Origin of the sequence: Rhizobium sp. TRM96647 (genome assembly GCF_025780115.1) — a bacterium.
In the GTDB taxonomy this organism is placed as follows: Bacteria; Pseudomonadota; Alphaproteobacteria; order Rhizobiales; family Rhizobiaceae; genus Mycoplana.
The window spans coordinates 57,902-75,164 of sequence record NZ_JAOXHF010000006.1 but is presented as its reverse complement, the minus strand read 5'-3'; the positions used below and the strand labels follow the sequence as shown (position 1 = coordinate 75,164).

The window sequence follows — 17,263 nt, the reverse complement described above, 5'->3', positions numbered from 1 at the left end:
GATTTTCGATGGTCAAGCGTTCCGACAAGCTGAAGCGTCTCGTGGCCGTCCAGCGGCATCTGGAGCAGATGGCCGAAATGGATCTAGCGCTGGCGACGCAGCAGCGGCAGGAGGTGGCCGAGACGATGGATGCGGTCGCCGCCGCCATCGTCTCCCTCAACCCGGTCCACCGCGGTTTCTCCGACATCTATGCCGCCCAGATCGGCAAGCTCAGGCAGAAGGACATCATGCTGGCCGGCGTTCAGCAGATGCACGAGATGCGAATCGTGCGCGAACGCACCAAGGCCGATCGGCTGGCCGAGCAGATGCACGACGCACGGGACCTGGAAGACCGCGAGGACGCGGACAACGCGGTCTACGATCTCATCGACCAGCATGTCGCCTATGGAAAGGATCGCGGCGGCTGAAGAGGCGACCGCAATCGGACTGATACTTTATATATTTGATATTGATTATTTTTATGGATTTCCGCTGTCATCCTCTCCCGGAAGAACAGCGCTTGTCCTGTTTTGGGGATCACGCCCGAGTGATCAGCCTCCCGTAAGGTTGAGCGCCCATAATCCGAACCAAGACGAGGGATGAACCCCTGCCGGAAAGCCGAGCGCCCGATGGAGCAGACCGCTCCGCAGAGCCGGCGGTGCGGGGTCTTCGCGATGAACAGGCTGGCGTTCCGTCATGAGGGCGGCCGCGGCTGCGTGATACCCGAGAGGCAACTGACTGTGGCAATTTCTCCCCCCAGCGATCTCGTGCTCGATGTCGTCCGCGCCGCCGATCCGTCGGCGGTCCACGAGGCGCAGACCAGGCTCAAGTCGCAGCGCGCGAGCTTCGAGGCGACCAGTCTCGCCGATGCCGGAAACGGGTTCGGCGCGGCCGTCGGCATCCTCAACCGCGATTCGGCCCTGACCACCACGGCTTCTGCGGCAGGCGCCGCCGCATCCGACAAGGTTCCCGCCACCTACCGCAAGTTCGAGGCCATGGTGCTGCAGAACTTCGTCAAGTCGATGCTGCCTTCGGACAGCGAGGAGGTCTACGGCAAGGGCACGACCGGCGAGATCTGGCGCGGGATGATGGCCGAGCAGATCGGCGACGTGATCGCCCAGGGCGGCGGTATCGGCATCGCGGCCAGCCTCATGAAGGATCACGAGAAGAAGAACGTGGCCGGCGACATCGCCAGGATCGATCCCAACGACCAGCGCGTGGCGACGGCCATGGTCCAGCAGCTCCAGCGCGACACGTTCGGCGAGGTGAGTGGCGCCGGCGACAACGGCAACAAAGACAACGACAACAAGACAGCCTGATCGGAGGAACTATAAATGGACATGACAACGAACGATCTCCGCATCCGTACCGTACTGAACCGGCTTGAAACCATCGTCGACGCCGAGAATGCCGGCATCGGCGCCGATCCGAACTTCGATCTGCAGACGTCGAACGCGCACAAGAGCCGTTGCCTCTACGAGCTTTCCATGCTGTCGCGCGACGTGCCGGCCGAGGAGATGCCGAGGGCCTTCGCCCCGCAGCTGAAGAAGCTGCGCGAGAAACTGGCCGTCAATGCCCAGCGCATCTCCGCGCACCTGGAAGCCGTTCGCTCGGTGGTGGAGCTCCTGAAGGACGCCATGCGCGAGCAGGAAGCTGACGGCACCTATTCGCAAGAGCAGTTCCGTCTGGGGTACCAGCCGTGATCAAGCTCATCCTGGTCGGTGCCTGGATCTGCGTCCTCACTCTCGGTTCCGTCTACTTCTCTATGCAGATGGCGGCAGCTCCGAGGGTCGACGAGGAGGCGGCTGCGCGTGCGGCCGCCCTCGATCTCGTCAGGGGCAGCCAGGCGACGATCCCGGTGATCTCGGACGGCGCCGTCAAGGGCTACTTCCTCACCCGGCTGTCCTATACGGCCAACAGGGAACTTGCGGCCAGGCAGCCGGTTCCGCTTAGCGAGGTGATCACCGACGAACTCTATACCCTGCTCGTCGGGCAGCGGCTGATCGATGTCGAGAAGCTCGACAGCTTCGACGTCGAGGCCTTCCGGGGCAGGGTCAAGGACGGGCTCAACAAGCGCTTCGGCGAGGCGGTCGTCGAAGACATCCTGATCGAGCAGATCGACTACATCGCCAAGCTCGAAGTGGGCAAGGAGCCGCCGCGGCGCGGGACCGCCATCGTTCGCACCCGGGAAACGCCGGATGCGCCCGCGAACCTGACCGCCAACTGAGACAAACGCCCGCACCGGCCTTGCCCCGGCGAGCCGGTGGCATCGTCGTCGACGGGCCGACGAAGGGCGCCGCGATTCAGGGCTTCGCGGTGCCCTTTCTCTTGCCGGCCGTCTTCATCCGCGGCGGCCGAAGACGCTTGCCAGCTTGTAGCGCGCGACATGCAGCAGAAACAGCGGATTGCCGACGATGTAGCGGTGCCAGAGCCGCCGCGGTTCGAGGACGAACCGGAACAGCCATTCCAGACGCATGCGGCGCATGCGCGACGGCGCGCGCGGAACCCGCCCGGCGACGAAATCGAAGAGCGCGCCGACGCTGATCACGAGCCGCGCATGGCCGGGGGTGACGTGCTGGTCGATCCATTTCTCCTGGATCGGCGTTCCCATGGCGACCAGCAGGATATCGGGCGCCAGGTCGCGGATCTTGTCCATCACCGCCTGGGATTCGCTTTCCTTGAAATAGCCGTCCGCGATGGCATGGAACTCGTGCCAGGGCGCGTGCTCGCGGAATTTCTCCGCCGCGATCAGGAGCACGTCCTTCCGCGCCCCGATCAGGGCCACCCGCTTCGGCTTTTCCATGTAGGTCAGCAGGCCCGGGACGAAGTCGGTCCCGTTGAGGTTGGCCGGGAACGGCTGGCCGTGGAAGATCTGCGATGCGATGTCCACGCCGTGCCCGTCCGGCAGCACGATCTGCCGCTGCAGCGCCTTGCGGTATTCGGCATCGCGCATCATCAGGTTGGCGTTGTTGGCATTGAGGAAGGCGACCGTCGTCGTGCCGATCGGCATGTCGGCGATGCCGGAGACGAAGTCGAACGCCCCGGCCCAGTCGAGGTCGCAGACCGGCAGGCCCAGTATGTCGCGCTGCGACGCCCGGAGCGTCGTTCCCGATTGCACGTTCATCCCCGGCCTCCGCAGCGCGCGCCGCGCCCGGCCGGACGAGGCGACGTCCGGCCCGTGGAAATGGGATGGCTGCAGGCGGTGCGAACGGTCATCGCGGCGAAGCTCCTGGATACTCCGCCAGCGTGTATCATTTCGCGCTCAAGCTTAGCTTAAGTTGTCCGCTAAAGTCCGATCCATCAACTTGAGGATTTCTTTACCATGCCCGGTTTCCGGCTCGGTACCCGGGGTCGTCCTCCTGCTTTTCCGGCCGCGGGCGAGGGAAGGTGGCTTTCCACGCGGAAGCCCTGTGCCACTCCGTCGCCCGACCGGGGGCTTGCAAAGTACGATTTTGGACAGCATAGGGCGCTGGGAGGCCATTGCGGTCCTATGGCCCGCACTAGATTCCGCGTGACGCGCGAGGAGAAGAACGTGACCACCATTATCGACGGGAAGCAGGTTGCCGCCACCGTGATCGAGGCCGTCAAGGCTGCGGCCGGGAAACTGGAGCAGGACGCAGGCGTCAAGACGGGTCTGGCGGTCGTCATCGTCGGCGACGATCCTGCGAGCCACGCCTACGTCTCGTCCAAGAGCCGCATGGCAAAGGAATGCGGCTTCACCTCGATCCAGCATACGCTGCCCGAGGAGACGACGCAGGAAGCACTCGCCGCGCTCGTCCGCAAGCTGAATGCCGACGACACGATCCACGGCATCCTCGTGCAACTGCCGCTGCCGAAGCACCTGCAGTCCGAGCCGATCATCCAATCGATCCTGCCCGAGAAGGACGTGGACGGCCTGCACGTCGTCAATGCCGGAAAGGTCGCCACCGGCGACCTCGAGGGCGGCCTGATCTCCTGCACGCCCGCCGGCGCCATGGTGCTGGTGCGCGGCATCCGCGGCGACGATCTTTCCGGGCTGAACGCCGTCGTCATCGGCCGCTCCAACCTGTTTGGCAAGCCGATGGCCGCGCTGCTCCTCAATGCCAACGCCACCGTGACCTCGGCCCACTCCCGCACCAGGGATCTCGCAGCGGTCTGCCGCAACGCCGATATCCTCGTTGCTGCGGTCGGCCGGCCGCAGATGGTCAGGGCGGACTGGGTCAAGCCCGGCGCGACAGTGATCGATGTCGGCATCAACCGCGTGCCCGCCCCGGAGAAGGGTGAGGGCAAGTCGCGCCTCGTCGGCGACGTCGCCTTCGACGAATGCGCCGAGGTGGCGGGCGCGATCACGCCGGTTCCCGGCGGCGTCGGGCCGATGACGATTGCCATGCTCATGGCCAACACCGTGATCGCCGCCTATCGCCGGGCCGGTCTCAAGCCGCCGCGCTTCTGAGAGACAGATCCGGCTAAAGAGCCGGGGCTGCCCCTGTCTTACCCCGCCGAGCGTCCCTTTGCCCGGCCGGCCGGCTGCGGCGCCGGGCCGGTGGAGGCGCGCACGATCAGTTCCGCCGTCCACAGTTCCTGCTCAGGCAGGGTCTCCAGGTTGAGAATGCGGGCGATCAGCCGCTTGGCGATCCGCGAACCGGCACTGCGCAGCGACGAACGCGTCGTCGTCAGCGGCACGCTGAAATTCTCCGGCTTCAGCATCGGCAGCACGTCGTCGTGGGCGATCAGCGACACGTCCGAGCCGAGCTTCAGCCCGGCCTGGTTCAGCGCCCGCACGGCCCCGAGCGCCAGCACCGTGCTGGAGCAGAGGATCGCGGTCGGCCGTTCAGGCAGGTCGAGAAACCGCTTCATGCCGGAAAAACCGTGTTCGTCCGTCATCGGCGAGTGCTGCACGCAGGCCTCGTCGAGCCTCAGCCCGCTCTCTGCGAGCGCCGCCTCCAGGCCCTTCTTCCTGCGGATCGCGAAGGCGAAATGGGCCGGCCCGTTCAAAAGCGCGATCCGCCGGTGCCCGAGCTGCACCAGCAGTTTCGTCGCATCGTGGAACGCGGCGGTGTTGTCGATGTCGAGATAAGGATAGTCGGTCGGGATCCCGATCGAGCGTCCGTGCACGATGAAGGGGATCGACAGCGATTTCAGCAGCGCGACGCGAGGATCCTTCTCGCGCATGTAGGCGATGAAGAGCGCGTCGATATTGCCGCTGGCGACCAGCCGCTTGCAGGTCGCCTCCTCGTCATCGGGATGGCTCGGATTGATGACGAAGTGAAAGTCGTGGCGGACCGCCTCGTCGCCAAGCCCCGCCAGAAACTCGCCGAAATGCACGTCGGAGGGGTATCCATGTGCCGTCGGCATCACCAGGCCGATCGAGCCTGCGCGCCCGGTGGCAAGCCTCTGTGCCGCGCGGTTCGGCCGGTAACCCGTCCTGCGCACCGCGTCGAGAACGCGCTCGCGCGTCTCGGCATTGACCTCCGGATACCCGTTGAGGGCCCTGCTAACCGTCGTCTGCGAAAGACCGAGGAGCTGCGACAGCTGTTTGAGGTTCACGTTGCTTGCCTTCGCGATTCGAAGCGCTTTGAAATCCTCCCGCTCAAGCGCCACCCTCATGTAGCATCAGCGATTTCGCCTTTGAAAGCGAAATCGCTTGTTTGCGTTGCAAAACCCTTGCTGCGACGCAGGAAGCGCAGGCCTCGATGTGGGCGCCACTGGAAGAGGCTTGACGCGGTGGCGACGATAGGGAATTCTTTCTTCCAAAGCGCTTTGAGAGAATTGAGGGAAGTCAGAGCGAATTCTCGGGGCGAATTTGGAGAAGCCGGCGTTCCGATGCGGGCACATCGTGGGAGGAAATCACGTGAAGAAGCGTTTCTTGATGACGGCAGCTTTGGCGTCGCTGCTTGTGGGTACTGCGGGTGCGGCCGAACTGAAGTTCGCGCCCGGCGAGGACGGCAAGTTCAACTGGGCGAGCTTCGAGGAGTTCAGGAACGGCCATGACCTGAAGGGCCAGACGCTGACGATCTTCGGCCCCTGGCGCGGCGAGGACGAGGTGCTGTTCAGGAGCGTCTTCGCCTATTTCGAGGAAGCGACGGGCGTCGAGATCAAGTACTCGTCGTCGGAGAATTACGAACAGCAGATCGTCATCGACACGCAGGCCGGCAGTCCGCCGGATGTCGCGATCCTGCCGCAGCCCGGCCTCATCGCCGACCTCGCCTCCAAGGGCTACCTGACGCCGCTCGGCGACGAGACGAAAGAGTGGCTGCTCGACAACTATGCCGCCGGCCAATCCTGGGTCGACCTCTCGACCTACAAGGACAAGGACGGCAACGCGCAGCTTTTCGGCTTCCCCTACAAGATCGACGTGAAATCGCTGGTCTGGTACGTGCCGGAGAACTTCGAGGATGCCGGCTACGAGGTTCCGAAGACCATGGAGGAGCTGAAGGCGCTGACGGAGCAGATCGTCGCCGACGGCGAGACGCCCTGGTGCATCGGGCTCGGCTCGGGCGGCGCCACCGGCTGGCCGGCGACCGACTGGGTCGAGGACCTGATGCTGCGCACCCAGACGCCGGAGACCTATGACAAGTGGGTTACCAACGCGATTGCCTTCGACGATCCTGCCGTCACCGGCGCCATCGACGAGTTCGGCTGGTTCGCCAAGACCGACAAGTTCGCAGCCGGCGGGCCCGCGGCGGTGGCCTCGACCGACTTCCGCGACAGCCCGAAGGGCCTCTTCGCCTCGCCGCCGAAGTGCTACCTTCACCATCAGGCCTCCTTCATCCCCTCGTTCTTCCCGGAGGGCACGGTCGTGGGCGAGGATGCGGACTTCTTCTACATGCCGCCCTATGCCTCGAAGCCGGAGCTCGGCAATCCCGTTCTCGGCGCCGGCACGCTGGCGATGATCACCAAGGACACCCCGGCGGCGCGTGCCTTCCTGGATTTCCTCAAGACCCCGATCGCCCATGAGCTGTGGATGGCGCAGTCAAGCTTCCTGACGCCGTTCAAGAGCGCCAACCAGGATGCCTATGCCAATGCGCCGATGAAGAAGCAGGGCGAGATCCTGCTGAATTCCACCACCTTCCGCTTCGACGGCTCCGACCTGATGCCCGGCAAGATCGGTGCCGGCGCCTTCTGGACCGGCATGGTCGACTATGTCGGCGGCAAGTCTTCGGCCGATGTCGCAGCCGGCATCCAGAAGGCCTGGGACGCGATCAAGTAGCGGCCGCCCGCCGGCGCCGGGCAGAGGGTCCGGCGTCCGATGGGACGGCATCGGCATGGTGCCGGTGCTGCCGCCTGGCCGAAGGATCGGCCGCGACGCGCCCGGTGTCCGGAAGGAGGGGATCATGCAGCAACTTGTGTTTGCCATAGGAACGATGATCGCGGGCGTGCTCGCCTGCGCCTTCTACTTCTTCGCCACCAACTGGCTTCTGGATCGGGTCTTCCCGTCCAAGGGCCTGTCGGGCGCGAAGGCGTCACGGAACCTGAGGACCACCAACGCCATCCGCCCCTGGCTGTTCATGCTGCCGGCGCTTGTGGCGCTTGCGGTCTACCTCGTCTATCCGGTGTTTGAATCCGTCCGGCTGAGCCTGCACGACCGGACGGGGCAGACTTTCGTCGGACCGGGCAATTTCGTCTGGATGCTCGGCGACGGCGAATTCCGCCAGTCGATCTTCAACAATTTCCTCTGGTTGCTGGTCGTCCCGGCGCTCTCGACCTTCTTCGGCCTGGTCATCGCGGCACTCACCGATCGCATCTGGTGGGGCAACATCGCCAAGACGCTGATCTTCATGCCGATGGCAATCTCCTTCGTCGGTGCCGCGGTGATCTGGAAGTTCGTCTATGACTATCGCGCCGAGGGCAGCGAGCAGATCGGCATCCTGAACGCAATCGTCATCTGGTTCGGCGGCGCGCCGGAGGCCTGGATCACCCTGCCGTTCTGGAACAACTTCTTCCTGATGGTGATCCTGATCTGGATCCAGACCGGCTTTGCCATGGTGATCCTGTCGGCGGCGCTCAGGGGCATCCCGGAGGAGACGCTGGAGGCGGCCGTCATCGACGGCGCCAACGGGCTGCAGATCTTCTTCAAGATCATGATACCGCAGATCTGGGGCACGATCGCCGTCGTCTGGACCACGATCACCATCCTTGTCCTCAAGGTCTTCGACATCGTGCTCGCGATGACCAACGGCCAATGGCAGACGCAGGTGCTGGCCAACCTCATGTTCGACTGGATGTTCCGCGGCGGCGGCGATTTCGGCCGGGGCGCGGCGATGGCCGTCGTCATCATGGTCCTGGTCATACCGATCATGATCTGGAACATCCGCAACGCCACGCGCGAAACCGGAGGTCACTGAGATGCCCGGCGCCACCCGTTCGCCCCTGACCTTCGTCGTCCACCTCTCCGTGCTCCTGCTCGTCGCCCTGTGGACGCTGCCGACGGCGGGCCTTCTGATTTCCTCCCTGCGCGACAAGGACCAGCTTGCCGTCTCCGGCTGGTGGACGGCGCTGTCGACCTCGACGCAGAACGTCGTCTTCCGCGCCCCGTCGCCGGAAACGCAGACCGAGCGGGCCGGCAGGTTCGTGCTCTCCGGCAATCTTCTCGAAGGCCAGAAGGGCGAGGTTTCCGCCTTCGGCTTCAACAGCCGCGATCCGGCCGCCTTCCAGCCGGGGCAAACCGCGGAGCTGAACGATGGCGAGAAGCTGACGGTGCAGGCGGACGGCAGCTTCGAGATCGTCTCCGATACCCGCATGGAAGGCTCGCGCGGCCAGCGCATCTTCTTTACCGCCGCCGTGCCGCCCCGCTTCACGCTGGACAACTATCGCGAGGTCCTCAGCGCCGAGGGCATCGGCCAGTCCTTCATCAATTCGCTGACGGTCGCCATTCCCGCCACCATCATCCCGATCCTGGTTGCCGCCTTCTGCGCCTATGCGCTGGCCTGGATGAAATTTCCCGGTCGGGCGATCCTGATCGCCGTCGTCGTCGGCCTGCTCGTCGTGCCGCTGCAGATGTCGCTGATCCCGCTCCTGAAGCTCTACAACGGCGTCGGCGCCTTCTTCGGCGTTCCCGCCAAGACCTATGTCGGCATCTGGCTGGCGCATATGGGCTTCGGCCTGCCGCTGGCGATCTATCTGCTGCGCAACTACATGGCCGGCCTGCCCAAGGAGATCATGGAATCCGCGCGCGTCGACGGCGCCAGCGACTTCGACATCTTCGTCAAGATCATCCTGCCGCTGTCGTTTCCAGCACTCGCCTCCTTTGCGATCTTCCAGTTCCTCTGGACCTGGAACGACCTCTTGGTCGCGATCGTGTTCCTCGGCACCGGCAACGACGAACTGGTGCTGACCGGACGCCTTGTGAACCTGCTCGGATCGCGCGGCGGCAACTGGGAGATCCTCACGGCTTCGGCCTTCATCACCATCATCGTCCCCTTGATCGTCTTCTTCGCCCTGCAGCGCTATCTCGTGCGCGGCCTGCTGGCGGGATCGGTCAAGGGCGGCTGAAGACAGCGCAAAGAGACAGGACCGGAAATGACGACGACGAATGCACCCCTGCCGGCGGTTGACAAGGACTGGTGGCGCGGGGCGGTGATCTACCAGATCTACCCGCGCTCCTATCAGGACACCAACGGCGACGGCATCGGCGACATGAAGGGCATCGCCCGGCGCCTGCCGCATGTCGCCTCGCTGGGTGTGGATGCCATCTGGATCTCCCCCTTCTTCACGTCGCCGATGCGCGACTTCGGCTACGACGTCTCCAACTACGAGGATGTCGACCCGATCTTCGGGACGCTGGAGGATTTCGACGCGGTGGTCGCCGAGGCGCATCGGCTCGGCATCCGGGTGATGATCGACCTGGTATTGTCGCACACTTCCGACAGGCATCCCTGGTTCGTCGAGAGCCGTTCCAGCCGGACGAACCCCAGGGCGGACTGGTATGTCTGGGCCGATTCCAGGCCGGACGGCACCCCGCCCAACAACTGGCTGTCGATCTTCGGCGGCTCGGCCTGGCAGTGGGACCCGACCCGGCTGCAATACTACATGCACAATTTCCTGACCTCGCAGCCGGACCTGAACCTGCACAATCCGGAAGTTCAGGATGCGCTCCTGTCGGTCGCCCGCTTCTGGCTGACCCGCGGCGTCGACGGCTTCCGGCTGGATACGATCAATTTCTACTTCCACGACAAGCAACTGCGCGACAACCCGCCGCTTGCGCCGGAGCGCCGCAACGCGCAGACCGCACCCGCCGTGAACCCCTACAACTACCAGGAACATCTCTACGACAAGAACCGGCCGGAGAACCTGGCGTTCCTCAAGCGCTTCCGCGCGGTGATGGACGAGTTCCCGGCGATCGCCGCCGTCGGCGAGGTGGGCGACAGCCAGCGCGGGCTGGAGATCGCCGGTCAGTACACCTCCGGCGGCGACAAGATGCAGATGTGCTACGCCTTCGAGTTCCTGGCGCCGGACGTCCTGACGCCGGGGTCGGTCGCCGAGGTTCAGCATGCGCTCGACAAGGCGGCCCCGGACGGCTGGGTCTGCTGGGCGTTTTCCAACCACGACGTCATGCGCCATGTCAGCCGCTGGGGCGCCGGCGTTGCCGATCACGCTGCCCATGCCAAGTTGCTGGCATCGCTCCTGATGTCGCTGCGCGGCTCCGTCTGCATCTATCAGGGCGAGGAACTGGCGCTGCCCGAGGCCGAGCTCGCCTATGAGGACCTGCAGGACCCCTACGGGATCCAGTTCTGGCCGGACTTCAAGGGGCGCGACGGCTGCCGCACGCCGATGCCATGGGATTCCTCGGCGATCAACGGCGGCTTCAGCCCGGCGCGGCCCTGGCTACCCGTGCCGGCCATCCATCTCGGTGCCGCCGTCTCGGCCCAGGAGGATGACCCGGGGTCGGTCCTCAACCACTATCGCGGTTTCATCGCCTTCCGCCGCCAGCATCCCGCACTGGTGAAGGGCGAGATCGCGTTCGGCCCGGCGAGCGACGGGGTGCTGTCCTTCGTCCGCAGCCACGGCAACGAGCGCATCCTCTGCCTGTTCAACATGGGCGGCGAGGCTTGCGAGGTCGAGCGTCCGGCTGCGGCGATCGAGGCTCTGGCAGGGCACGGATTTGACGGCAGGCTGGACGAAAAGACGATCGCGCCACCGGCATGGGGCGCATTCTTCGCCCGCTACGCGTGACGAGCAGGAAAAGGGGAGGCAGCATGACGGGCCTGGTATTGAAGGATATTCGCAAGTCCTATGGCGCGGTCGACGTGATCCACGGCATCGATCTCGACATCAAGCAGGGCGAGTTCATCGTCTTCGTCGGACCGTCCGGCTGCGGAAAGTCGACGCTCCTGCGGATGATCGCCGGGCTCGAGGAGATCACCGCCGGCGACATGATGATCGACGGCGAGCGCGTCAACGACGTGCCGCCGTCCAAGCGCGGCATCGCCATGGTCTTCCAGTCCTATGCGCTCTATCCGCACATGACCGTCTACGAGAACATGGCCTTCGGCATGCGCATCGCCAAGGAAGGCAAGGACGAGATCGACCGGCGCGTCCGGTCAGCGGCCGAAATGCTGCAGCTCACCAACTATCTCGATCGCTTGCCGAAGGCGCTTTCCGGCGGCCAGCGCCAGCGCGTGGCGATCGGCCGGGCCATCTGCCGCAATCCCAAGGTCTTCCTCTTCGACGAGCCGCTCTCCAATCTCGACGCCGCCCTGCGCGTCGCCACCCGCATCGAGATCGCCAGGCTCTCCGAACGCATGGCCGATACGACGATGATCTACGTCACCCACGACCAGGTCGAGGCGATGACGCTGGCCGACCGCATCGTCGTGCTCTCCGCCGGCCATATCGAGCAGGTGGGCGCGCCGCTGGAACTCTACGAGCGGCCCGCCAACCTGTTCGTCGCCCGCTTCATCGGCTCGCCCGCGATGAACGTCCTGCCGGCGAAGGTGGTCATGGCGGGCCAGACGACGACGGTCGAGCTGAAGGGCGGCACGGCGGCGACCCTCGACATCGCGACGCCGGAGGCTGAGCACGGCAAGGATGTGAGCTTCGGCGTCCGGCCCGAGGACCTGCAGGTCACGACCGGTCCGGACTTCCTGTTCGAAGGCACCGTCGCCATCGTCGAGGCGCTCGGCGAAGTCACGCTTCTCTATATCGAAGGGCTCGTCGAGGGCGAGCCGATCATCGCCAAGATCCCAGGCATCCAGGCCGTCCGGCGCGGCGACAAGGTGCGCCTTTCGGCCGACCGCAGCAAGCTGCATCTTTTCGACAAGGGCGGCATCAGCTACCGGGCCCTGTAGCGAACCGGAACAGGTGGTGCCTTTTGGTAAGGGCGTTGAACGCCATCTTAAGGTTTTCCAACCTAGCTTTCCTGCCGGAAATTGAGCGGGAATACCGGGATTGGGCATGCAGTTGTCGCAGCGTTCGAACTACCTGAACAAGGAAGAATCCTTCATGTACGATCGGGAAAAGCACTTCCCGATGGAGGACACCTGCAACGAGGCGCGCATCGAGTTCACCGAGACCGGCGGTATCGTCAATCTGGCCTCCCGCCGCTGCGAGATCGTCAAGCTGTCGCGCAGCGGCGCCGTCCTCAGGATGTCGACCAAGTTCAACCTGCCGAACAATTTCTATCTCGACATCGTCAGCGCCCGCATCCCGATGATCGGCTGCCTGGCGCTGCGCGTCTACGCCAACGACCTCGTCGAGGCCCGGTTCCTGCGCCTGCTCGCCGAAACGGACATGAACCGCGTCTTCGTCTATTCGACCCACCCGAACCATCGCAACCGGACGCTCGACATCTACGGCGGCTGAGGCGGCATCGAGGCCGGCGGAGAGGGCGCTTGCGTCGCAGGTCCGGTCCGCCCCTCATCCGCCTGCCGGCCACCTTCTCCCCGCAGGCGCGGAGAAGGAGGGATGCCGCGGCTGTTCTGCTCAAATCACGACGGCATCATCGCCACTTTGAAACTCACCGGTCGCCGGATAGCGAGGCGTCGCCACGCGTCTCCTTCGCCCCGCCTGCGGGGAGAAGGTGGCCGGCCGGCCGGATGAGGGGCTGTCTGCGCCAGTCCCCTCCGCCGCCTACGCGAACAGCACGCTCGCGCCGTGATCCGCCGGGCCGGCGATGGCGCGGAAGGGGGCGAAGAGTTCGCGGCCCATGCCGAATTCGTTCTCGGCGAGGTCGGCGGTCGCAGGCGCGCGGGCGGAAAACGTCGCCGCATCCTCCAGCACCTCGATCGTGCCGCTGACCGCGTCGAGCCGGATCATATCGCCCTCCCGGATGCGGGCGATCGGGCCGCCGTCGACGGCTTCCGGCGTGACGTGGATCGCCGCCGGAACCTTGCCGGAGGCGCCGGACATGCGCCCGTCGGTGAGCAGCGCCACCCTCTGGCCGCGGTCCTGCAGGATGCCGAGCACGGTCGTCAGCTTGTGCAGTTCCGGCATGCCGTTGGCCTTCGGGCCCTGGAAGCGGACCACCGCGACGAAATCGCCCTCCAGCTGGCCGGCCTTGAACGCCGCATTCAGCGCCGCCTGGTCGTGGAACACCTTCGCCGGGGCCTCGATCACATGGCGGTCGGGCTTGACGGCAGAGGTCTTGATGACGGCGCTGCCGATATTGCCGGTCAGCATCTTCAGGCCGCCCGTATGCTGGAAGGGATGCTCGACATTGGCGAGGATCTTCGGATCGTGGCTGACGATCGGCGCCGGCTCGCGCCGGACGTTGCCGTCCTCGCCGAGCTTCGGATCGATCGCATAGGCATGCAGCCCCTGTCCGTAGACGGTGCGTACGTCGTCATGCAGGTAGCCGGCCTTGAGCAGTTCCTTGATCAGGAAGCCCATGCCGCCGGCGGCGTGGAAATGGTTCACGTCGGCAAGCCCGTTCGGATAGACGCGGGCGAGCAGCGGCACGATGTCGGAAAGCTCCGAAATGTCCTTCCAGGTGAGCACGATGCCGGCTGCGCGCGCGATGGCGACGAGATGCAGGGTGTGGTTTGTCGAGCCGCCGGTGGCGTGCAGGCCGACCACGCCGTTGACGATCGAGCGTTCGTCGATCATCTCGCCGGCAGGCGTGAACTCGTTGCCCTGGGCGGTGATCGCGAGCGCCCGCCGGGTCGCTTCCTTCGTCAGCGCGTCGCGCAACGGCGTGCCGGGATTGATGAAGGAGGCTCCGGGCATGTGCAGGCCCATGATCTCCATCAGCATCTGGTTGGAGTTCGCGGTGCCGTAGAACGTACAGGTGCCCGGGCCGTGATAAGATTTGGATTCGGCGTCCAGCAGTTCGTCGCGCCCGACCTTGCCTTCCGCGAACAGCTGGCGCACCCGGGCCTTCTCGTCGTTCGGCAAGCCCGAGGTCATCGGCCCGGCGGGAACGAAGATCGCCGGCAGGTGGCCGAAGGTCAGGGCAGCGATCGCAAGCCCGGGGACGATCTTGTCGCAGACGCCGAGATAGACGACCGTGTCGAACATGTTGTGCGACAGCCCGACGCCGGCGGCCATGGCGATCAGGTCGCGCGAGAACAGCGACAGTTCCATGCCGGGCTGGCCCTGGGTGACGCCGTCGCACATGGCCGGCACGCCGCCGGCCACCTGCGCCACGCCGCCGGCCTCGTGGGCGGCCTGCCGGATCAGCGCCGGATAGGTCTCGAACGGCTGGTGGGCGGAAAGCATGTCGTTGTAGGAGGTGATGATGCCGAGATTGGCCACGCGGTCGCCCGCCAGCGCCACTTTCTCGGCGGGGGAACAGACGGCAAAGCCGTGCGCGAGGTTGCCGCAGCCGAGCACGGAGCGGTGCACCCCCTTCGAGACGGCGGATTTCAGGCGATCGAGGTAGCGTTCGCGCAGGGGCTTCGATCGCTCCACGATCCTGGCGGTGATGGCTTCAATTCGGGAATCGGCGGACATGGCTGCTATCCTGATTTCTCTCGATTGCAATGTTCTGCGGCCCCGGCCGAGCACGCGCGGTCGGGTCGTCACGGCAAAGGTCCGGTTTCGCATCGCGGACGGTTTGCCGCCGCTCATTCTCTCGCGGGCGCAGCGGCTCTGGCCGCCGCGCCGGGGACGCTACGGCGCCCAGTAGATGTCGACCGGCGTTTTCGCCCGGTTCAGCACTGCCCGCACCGGCATCTCGCTCTCCGCGCCGGCGGCCAGCGCCTTGTCCAGCGTATCCTTCTTGGCCTGCCCCTCGATATGCAGCGCGAGCAAGCGGGCGTCCTGCAGGCTCGAGAAGGTCAGCGTCAGGCGCGGTTCGCCCGCTCCTTCCGCTTCCATCGTGATCACGCCGCGCGGGGTCTGGAGCGACAGGGCTTCCGAAAGCCGGTCACCGCCCGGGAAGAAGGAGGCCGTGTGCCCGTCATTGCCCATGCCAAGGATGACCACGTCGAACGGAACCGCAACGGCGGCAATGTCGGTGCTCGCCAGATGTGCGGCCTCTCCGATCGTCGCCGTCTCGCGATAGAGCGGCAGGAAGCGGGCCGTGGCCGCTTCCCCCTGCAACAGGTTCTCGGCCACCAGCAGGTGGTTCGAGCGCGCATTGTCGGCGGGAACGAACCGCTCGTCGACCAGCGTCACCGTCACCTTCGACCAGTCCAGTTCGCGCGAAGACAGCACCTTGAAGAACTGCTTGGGCGTCGAGCCGCCGGAGACGGCGAGCGATGCCGTCCCGCGCTCGGCGATCGCCACCTTCAAAACCGAGGCGACGGCGTCCGCGAGGCTTTCCGCAAGGGCGACGGTGTCCTTGAATTCATGCAGCTTGTTGGTCATCGCCAGACCCTCAGCTCTCGTGCCAGGTGCGGCCGTCGCGCTCGATCAGCGCGATCGCCTGGCTCGGCCCCCAGGTGCCGGCGGTATAGCCCTGAGGCTGCTGGCCGGTGGCGTCCCAGGCCTTGAGGATCGGATCGACCCAGTGCCAGGCGGCTTCCACCTCGTCGCGACGCATGAACAGCGTCTGGTTCGAGCGCACCACGTCCAGCAGCAGCCGTTCGTAGGCGTCGGCGTTGCGCGTCTCGAACGCCTGCGCGAAGGTCATGTCGAGCGAGACGTTGCGCAGCCGCATGCCGCCGGGGCCGGGATCCTTGATCATCAGCCACTGCTTGACGCCTTCATCCGGCTGCAGCCGGATGATCAACTGGTTGGCCTCGATGCGGCCGGCGGCCGGCTCGAAGATCGAGTGCGGGATCGGCTTGAAGGTGATGACGATTTCCGAGACGCGGCTTGCCATGCGCTTGCCGGTGCGGATGTAGAAGGGCACGCCGGCCCAGCGCCAGTTGCCGATCTCGGCCTTGATGGCGACGAAGGTCTCGGTGTTGGAGACGCCGCCTTCCAGTTCCTCCAGATAGCCCTTGACCGGCCCGCCCGCAGAGGCGCCGGCCCGGTACTGGCCGCGCACCGTCAGCCGCTCGACGTTGTATTCGTCGATCGGCTTCAGCGCCCGCAGCACCTTGAGCTTCTCGTCGCGGACGGCTTCGGCATCCATCGACGAGGGCACTTCCATCGCCACGAGGCAGAGAAGCTGCAGGATGTGGTTCTGCACCATGTCGCGCAGTGCACCGGCCTTGTCGTAGTAGCCGGCGCGGCTTTCCAGCCCGACCGACTCGGCCACCGTGATCTGCACGTGATCGATATGGGCGGAGTTCCACAGCGGCTCGTAGAGCGCATTGGCGAAGCGCAGTGCCATCAGGTTCTGCACCGTCTCCTTGCCGAGATAGTGGTCGATCCGGTAGATCTGGTCTTCGCGGAACACCCGGCCGATCGTGTCGTTCAGCTCTGTGGCGGACGCGAGATCGCGTCCGATCGGCTTCTCGACGACGATGCGGGTCTGCTTGGTGATCAGCTTGTGGTCGCGGATCTTCTCGGCGATCTCACCGAAGATCGCCGGCGCAACCGCGAGGTAGAAGGCGCGGACGCGCTCCTTGCCCTCGTCGAGGATCTTCTTCAGATCGTCCCAGCCCTGCTCGGACTTGGCATCGACCGAGACGTAGAACAGCCGGTCGGTAAAGGTCTTCACTTCCTTCTCGTCGAATTCGCCGGGCTTCAGGAATTCCTTCAGCGCCTTGGTGGCGAATTCGCGATAGGCTTCATGCGTCATGGCGGCACGCGAGGCGCCGATGATACGCGTCGGGTCGGTGAACTGGCCGGCGATCTGCCGGTGATAGAGCGCCGGCAGGAGCTTGCGTTCGGCGAGGTCACCGGTGCCGCCGAAGACGACGTAGTCGAACGGCTCGACGGGGATGATTTGACTGCTCATTGCAATTCTCGATCTGGTTCGCGTTGTCGGCGTTTATAATCTAATCGATTTAAAATGGCCAGCGTGCGGCGCAAC

General features: G+C 65.2%; 16 protein-coding genes. 11 read left to right on the top strand and 5 right to left on the bottom strand.

The window, feature by feature from the left end; translation table 11 throughout:
- The first annotated feature begins 8 nt into the window (after positions 1-8).
- The 4 genes from OCK02_RS12935 to OCK02_RS12920 all read left to right on the top strand — a co-directional run bounded on the left by OCK02_RS12935 (position 9) and on the right by OCK02_RS12920 (position 2,206).
- The gene (locus OCK02_RS12935) at positions 9-407 is read left to right on the top strand and encodes a hypothetical protein (RefSeq protein ID WP_230807214.1); all 399 of its coding nucleotides are present in this window, start codon (positions 9-11) and stop codon (positions 405-407) included.
- A 312-nt stretch (positions 408-719) separates the two neighbouring features.
- A complete protein-coding gene (locus OCK02_RS12930; protein ID WP_230807213.1) occupies positions 720-1,298 on the top strand; it encodes a rod-binding protein in 579 nt (192 codons plus the stop codon).
- A gap of 15 nt (positions 1,299-1,313) precedes the next feature.
- Positions 1,314-1,682 carry a hypothetical protein gene (locus OCK02_RS12925; protein WP_230807212.1) on the top strand — a complete coding sequence of 123 codons (369 nt, stop codon included), beginning with the start codon at positions 1,314-1,316 and terminating at the stop codon, positions 1,680-1,682.
- Positions 1,679-2,206 (top strand): hypothetical protein, encoded by a 528-nt coding sequence (locus OCK02_RS12920; RefSeq protein WP_263813426.1) that lies wholly within the window; start codon positions 1,679-1,681, stop codon positions 2,204-2,206. The genes OCK02_RS12925 and OCK02_RS12920 overlap by 4 nt, the downstream gene beginning before the upstream one ends.
- A gap of 114 nt (positions 2,207-2,320) precedes the next feature.
- On the opposite strand, the gene OCK02_RS12915 is transcribed toward OCK02_RS12920, so the two are convergent.
- Entirely contained in the window at positions 2,321-3,103 is a 783-nt protein-coding gene (locus OCK02_RS12915) for a WecB/TagA/CpsF family glycosyltransferase (RefSeq protein ID WP_263813424.1), read from the bottom strand.
- Positions 3,104-3,511: 408 nt separating this feature from the next.
- Here OCK02_RS12915 and folD point away from each other — a divergent pair, with 408 nt between their 5' ends.
- The gene (gene folD, locus OCK02_RS12910) at positions 3,512-4,411 is read left to right on the top strand and encodes a bifunctional methylenetetrahydrofolate dehydrogenase/methenyltetrahydrofolate cyclohydrolase FolD (RefSeq protein ID WP_263813423.1); all 900 of its coding nucleotides are present in this window, start codon (positions 3,512-3,514) and stop codon (positions 4,409-4,411) included.
- A 38-nt stretch (positions 4,412-4,449) separates the two neighbouring features.
- Here folD and OCK02_RS12905 read toward each other — a convergent pair whose 3' ends face one another.
- Positions 4,450-5,565 (bottom strand): LacI family DNA-binding transcriptional regulator, encoded by a 1,116-nt coding sequence (locus tag OCK02_RS12905; RefSeq protein ID WP_263813422.1) that lies wholly within the window; start codon positions 5,563-5,565, stop codon positions 4,450-4,452.
- Between the two features lie 262 nt (positions 5,566-5,827).
- On the opposite strand from OCK02_RS12905, the gene OCK02_RS12900 reads away from it, so the two are divergent.
- The 6 genes from OCK02_RS12900 (at position 5,828) to OCK02_RS12875 (ending at position 12,759) form a co-directional block, all read left to right on the top strand.
- The gene (locus tag OCK02_RS12900) at positions 5,828-7,168 is read left to right on the top strand and encodes an ABC transporter substrate-binding protein (RefSeq protein ID WP_412178831.1); all 1,341 of its coding nucleotides are present in this window, start codon (positions 5,828-5,830) and stop codon (positions 7,166-7,168) included.
- A 124-nt stretch (positions 7,169-7,292) separates the two neighbouring features.
- Positions 7,293-8,303: a carbohydrate ABC transporter permease gene (locus OCK02_RS12895; RefSeq protein WP_263813419.1), complete on the top strand. Its 1,011-nt coding sequence runs from the start codon at positions 7,293-7,295 to the stop codon at positions 8,301-8,303.
- A 1-nt stretch (position 8,304) separates the two neighbouring features.
- Complete coding sequence (locus OCK02_RS12890; RefSeq protein ID WP_263813418.1) at positions 8,305-9,450, top strand: carbohydrate ABC transporter permease; 1,146 nt, start codon at positions 8,305-8,307, stop codon at positions 9,448-9,450.
- Positions 9,451-9,477: 27 nt separating this feature from the next.
- Positions 9,478-11,130, top strand: coding sequence for an alpha-glucosidase (locus OCK02_RS12885; protein WP_263813417.1), 1,653 nt, complete (start codon positions 9,478-9,480; stop codon positions 11,128-11,130).
- Between the two features lie 23 nt (positions 11,131-11,153).
- A complete protein-coding gene (locus OCK02_RS12880; protein ID WP_263813416.1) occupies positions 11,154-12,245 on the top strand; it encodes an ABC transporter ATP-binding protein in 1,092 nt (363 codons plus the stop codon).
- 106 nt (positions 12,246-12,351) lie between these two features.
- Entirely contained in the window at positions 12,352-12,759 is a 408-nt protein-coding gene (locus tag OCK02_RS12875) for a hypothetical protein (protein ID WP_263813415.1), read from the top strand.
- Between the two features lie 267 nt (positions 12,760-13,026).
- Here the strand turns inward: OCK02_RS12875 and edd are convergent, their stop codons facing one another.
- The 3 genes from edd to zwf form a co-directional block, all read right to left on the bottom strand.
- Positions 13,027-14,847, bottom strand: coding sequence for a phosphogluconate dehydratase (gene edd / locus OCK02_RS12870; protein ID WP_263813414.1), 1,821 nt, complete (start codon positions 14,845-14,847; stop codon positions 13,027-13,029).
- Positions 14,848-15,006: 159 nt separating this feature from the next.
- On the bottom strand, positions 15,007-15,705 hold the full coding sequence (gene pgl, locus OCK02_RS12865) for a 6-phosphogluconolactonase (RefSeq protein ID WP_263813413.1): 699 nt from the start codon (positions 15,703-15,705) through the stop codon (positions 15,007-15,009).
- Positions 15,706-15,715: 10 nt separating this feature from the next.
- On the bottom strand, positions 15,716-17,188 hold the full coding sequence (gene zwf / locus OCK02_RS12860) for a glucose-6-phosphate dehydrogenase (RefSeq protein ID WP_263813412.1): 1,473 nt from the start codon (positions 17,186-17,188) through the stop codon (positions 15,716-15,718).
- Positions 17,189-17,263 lie beyond the last annotated feature (75 nt).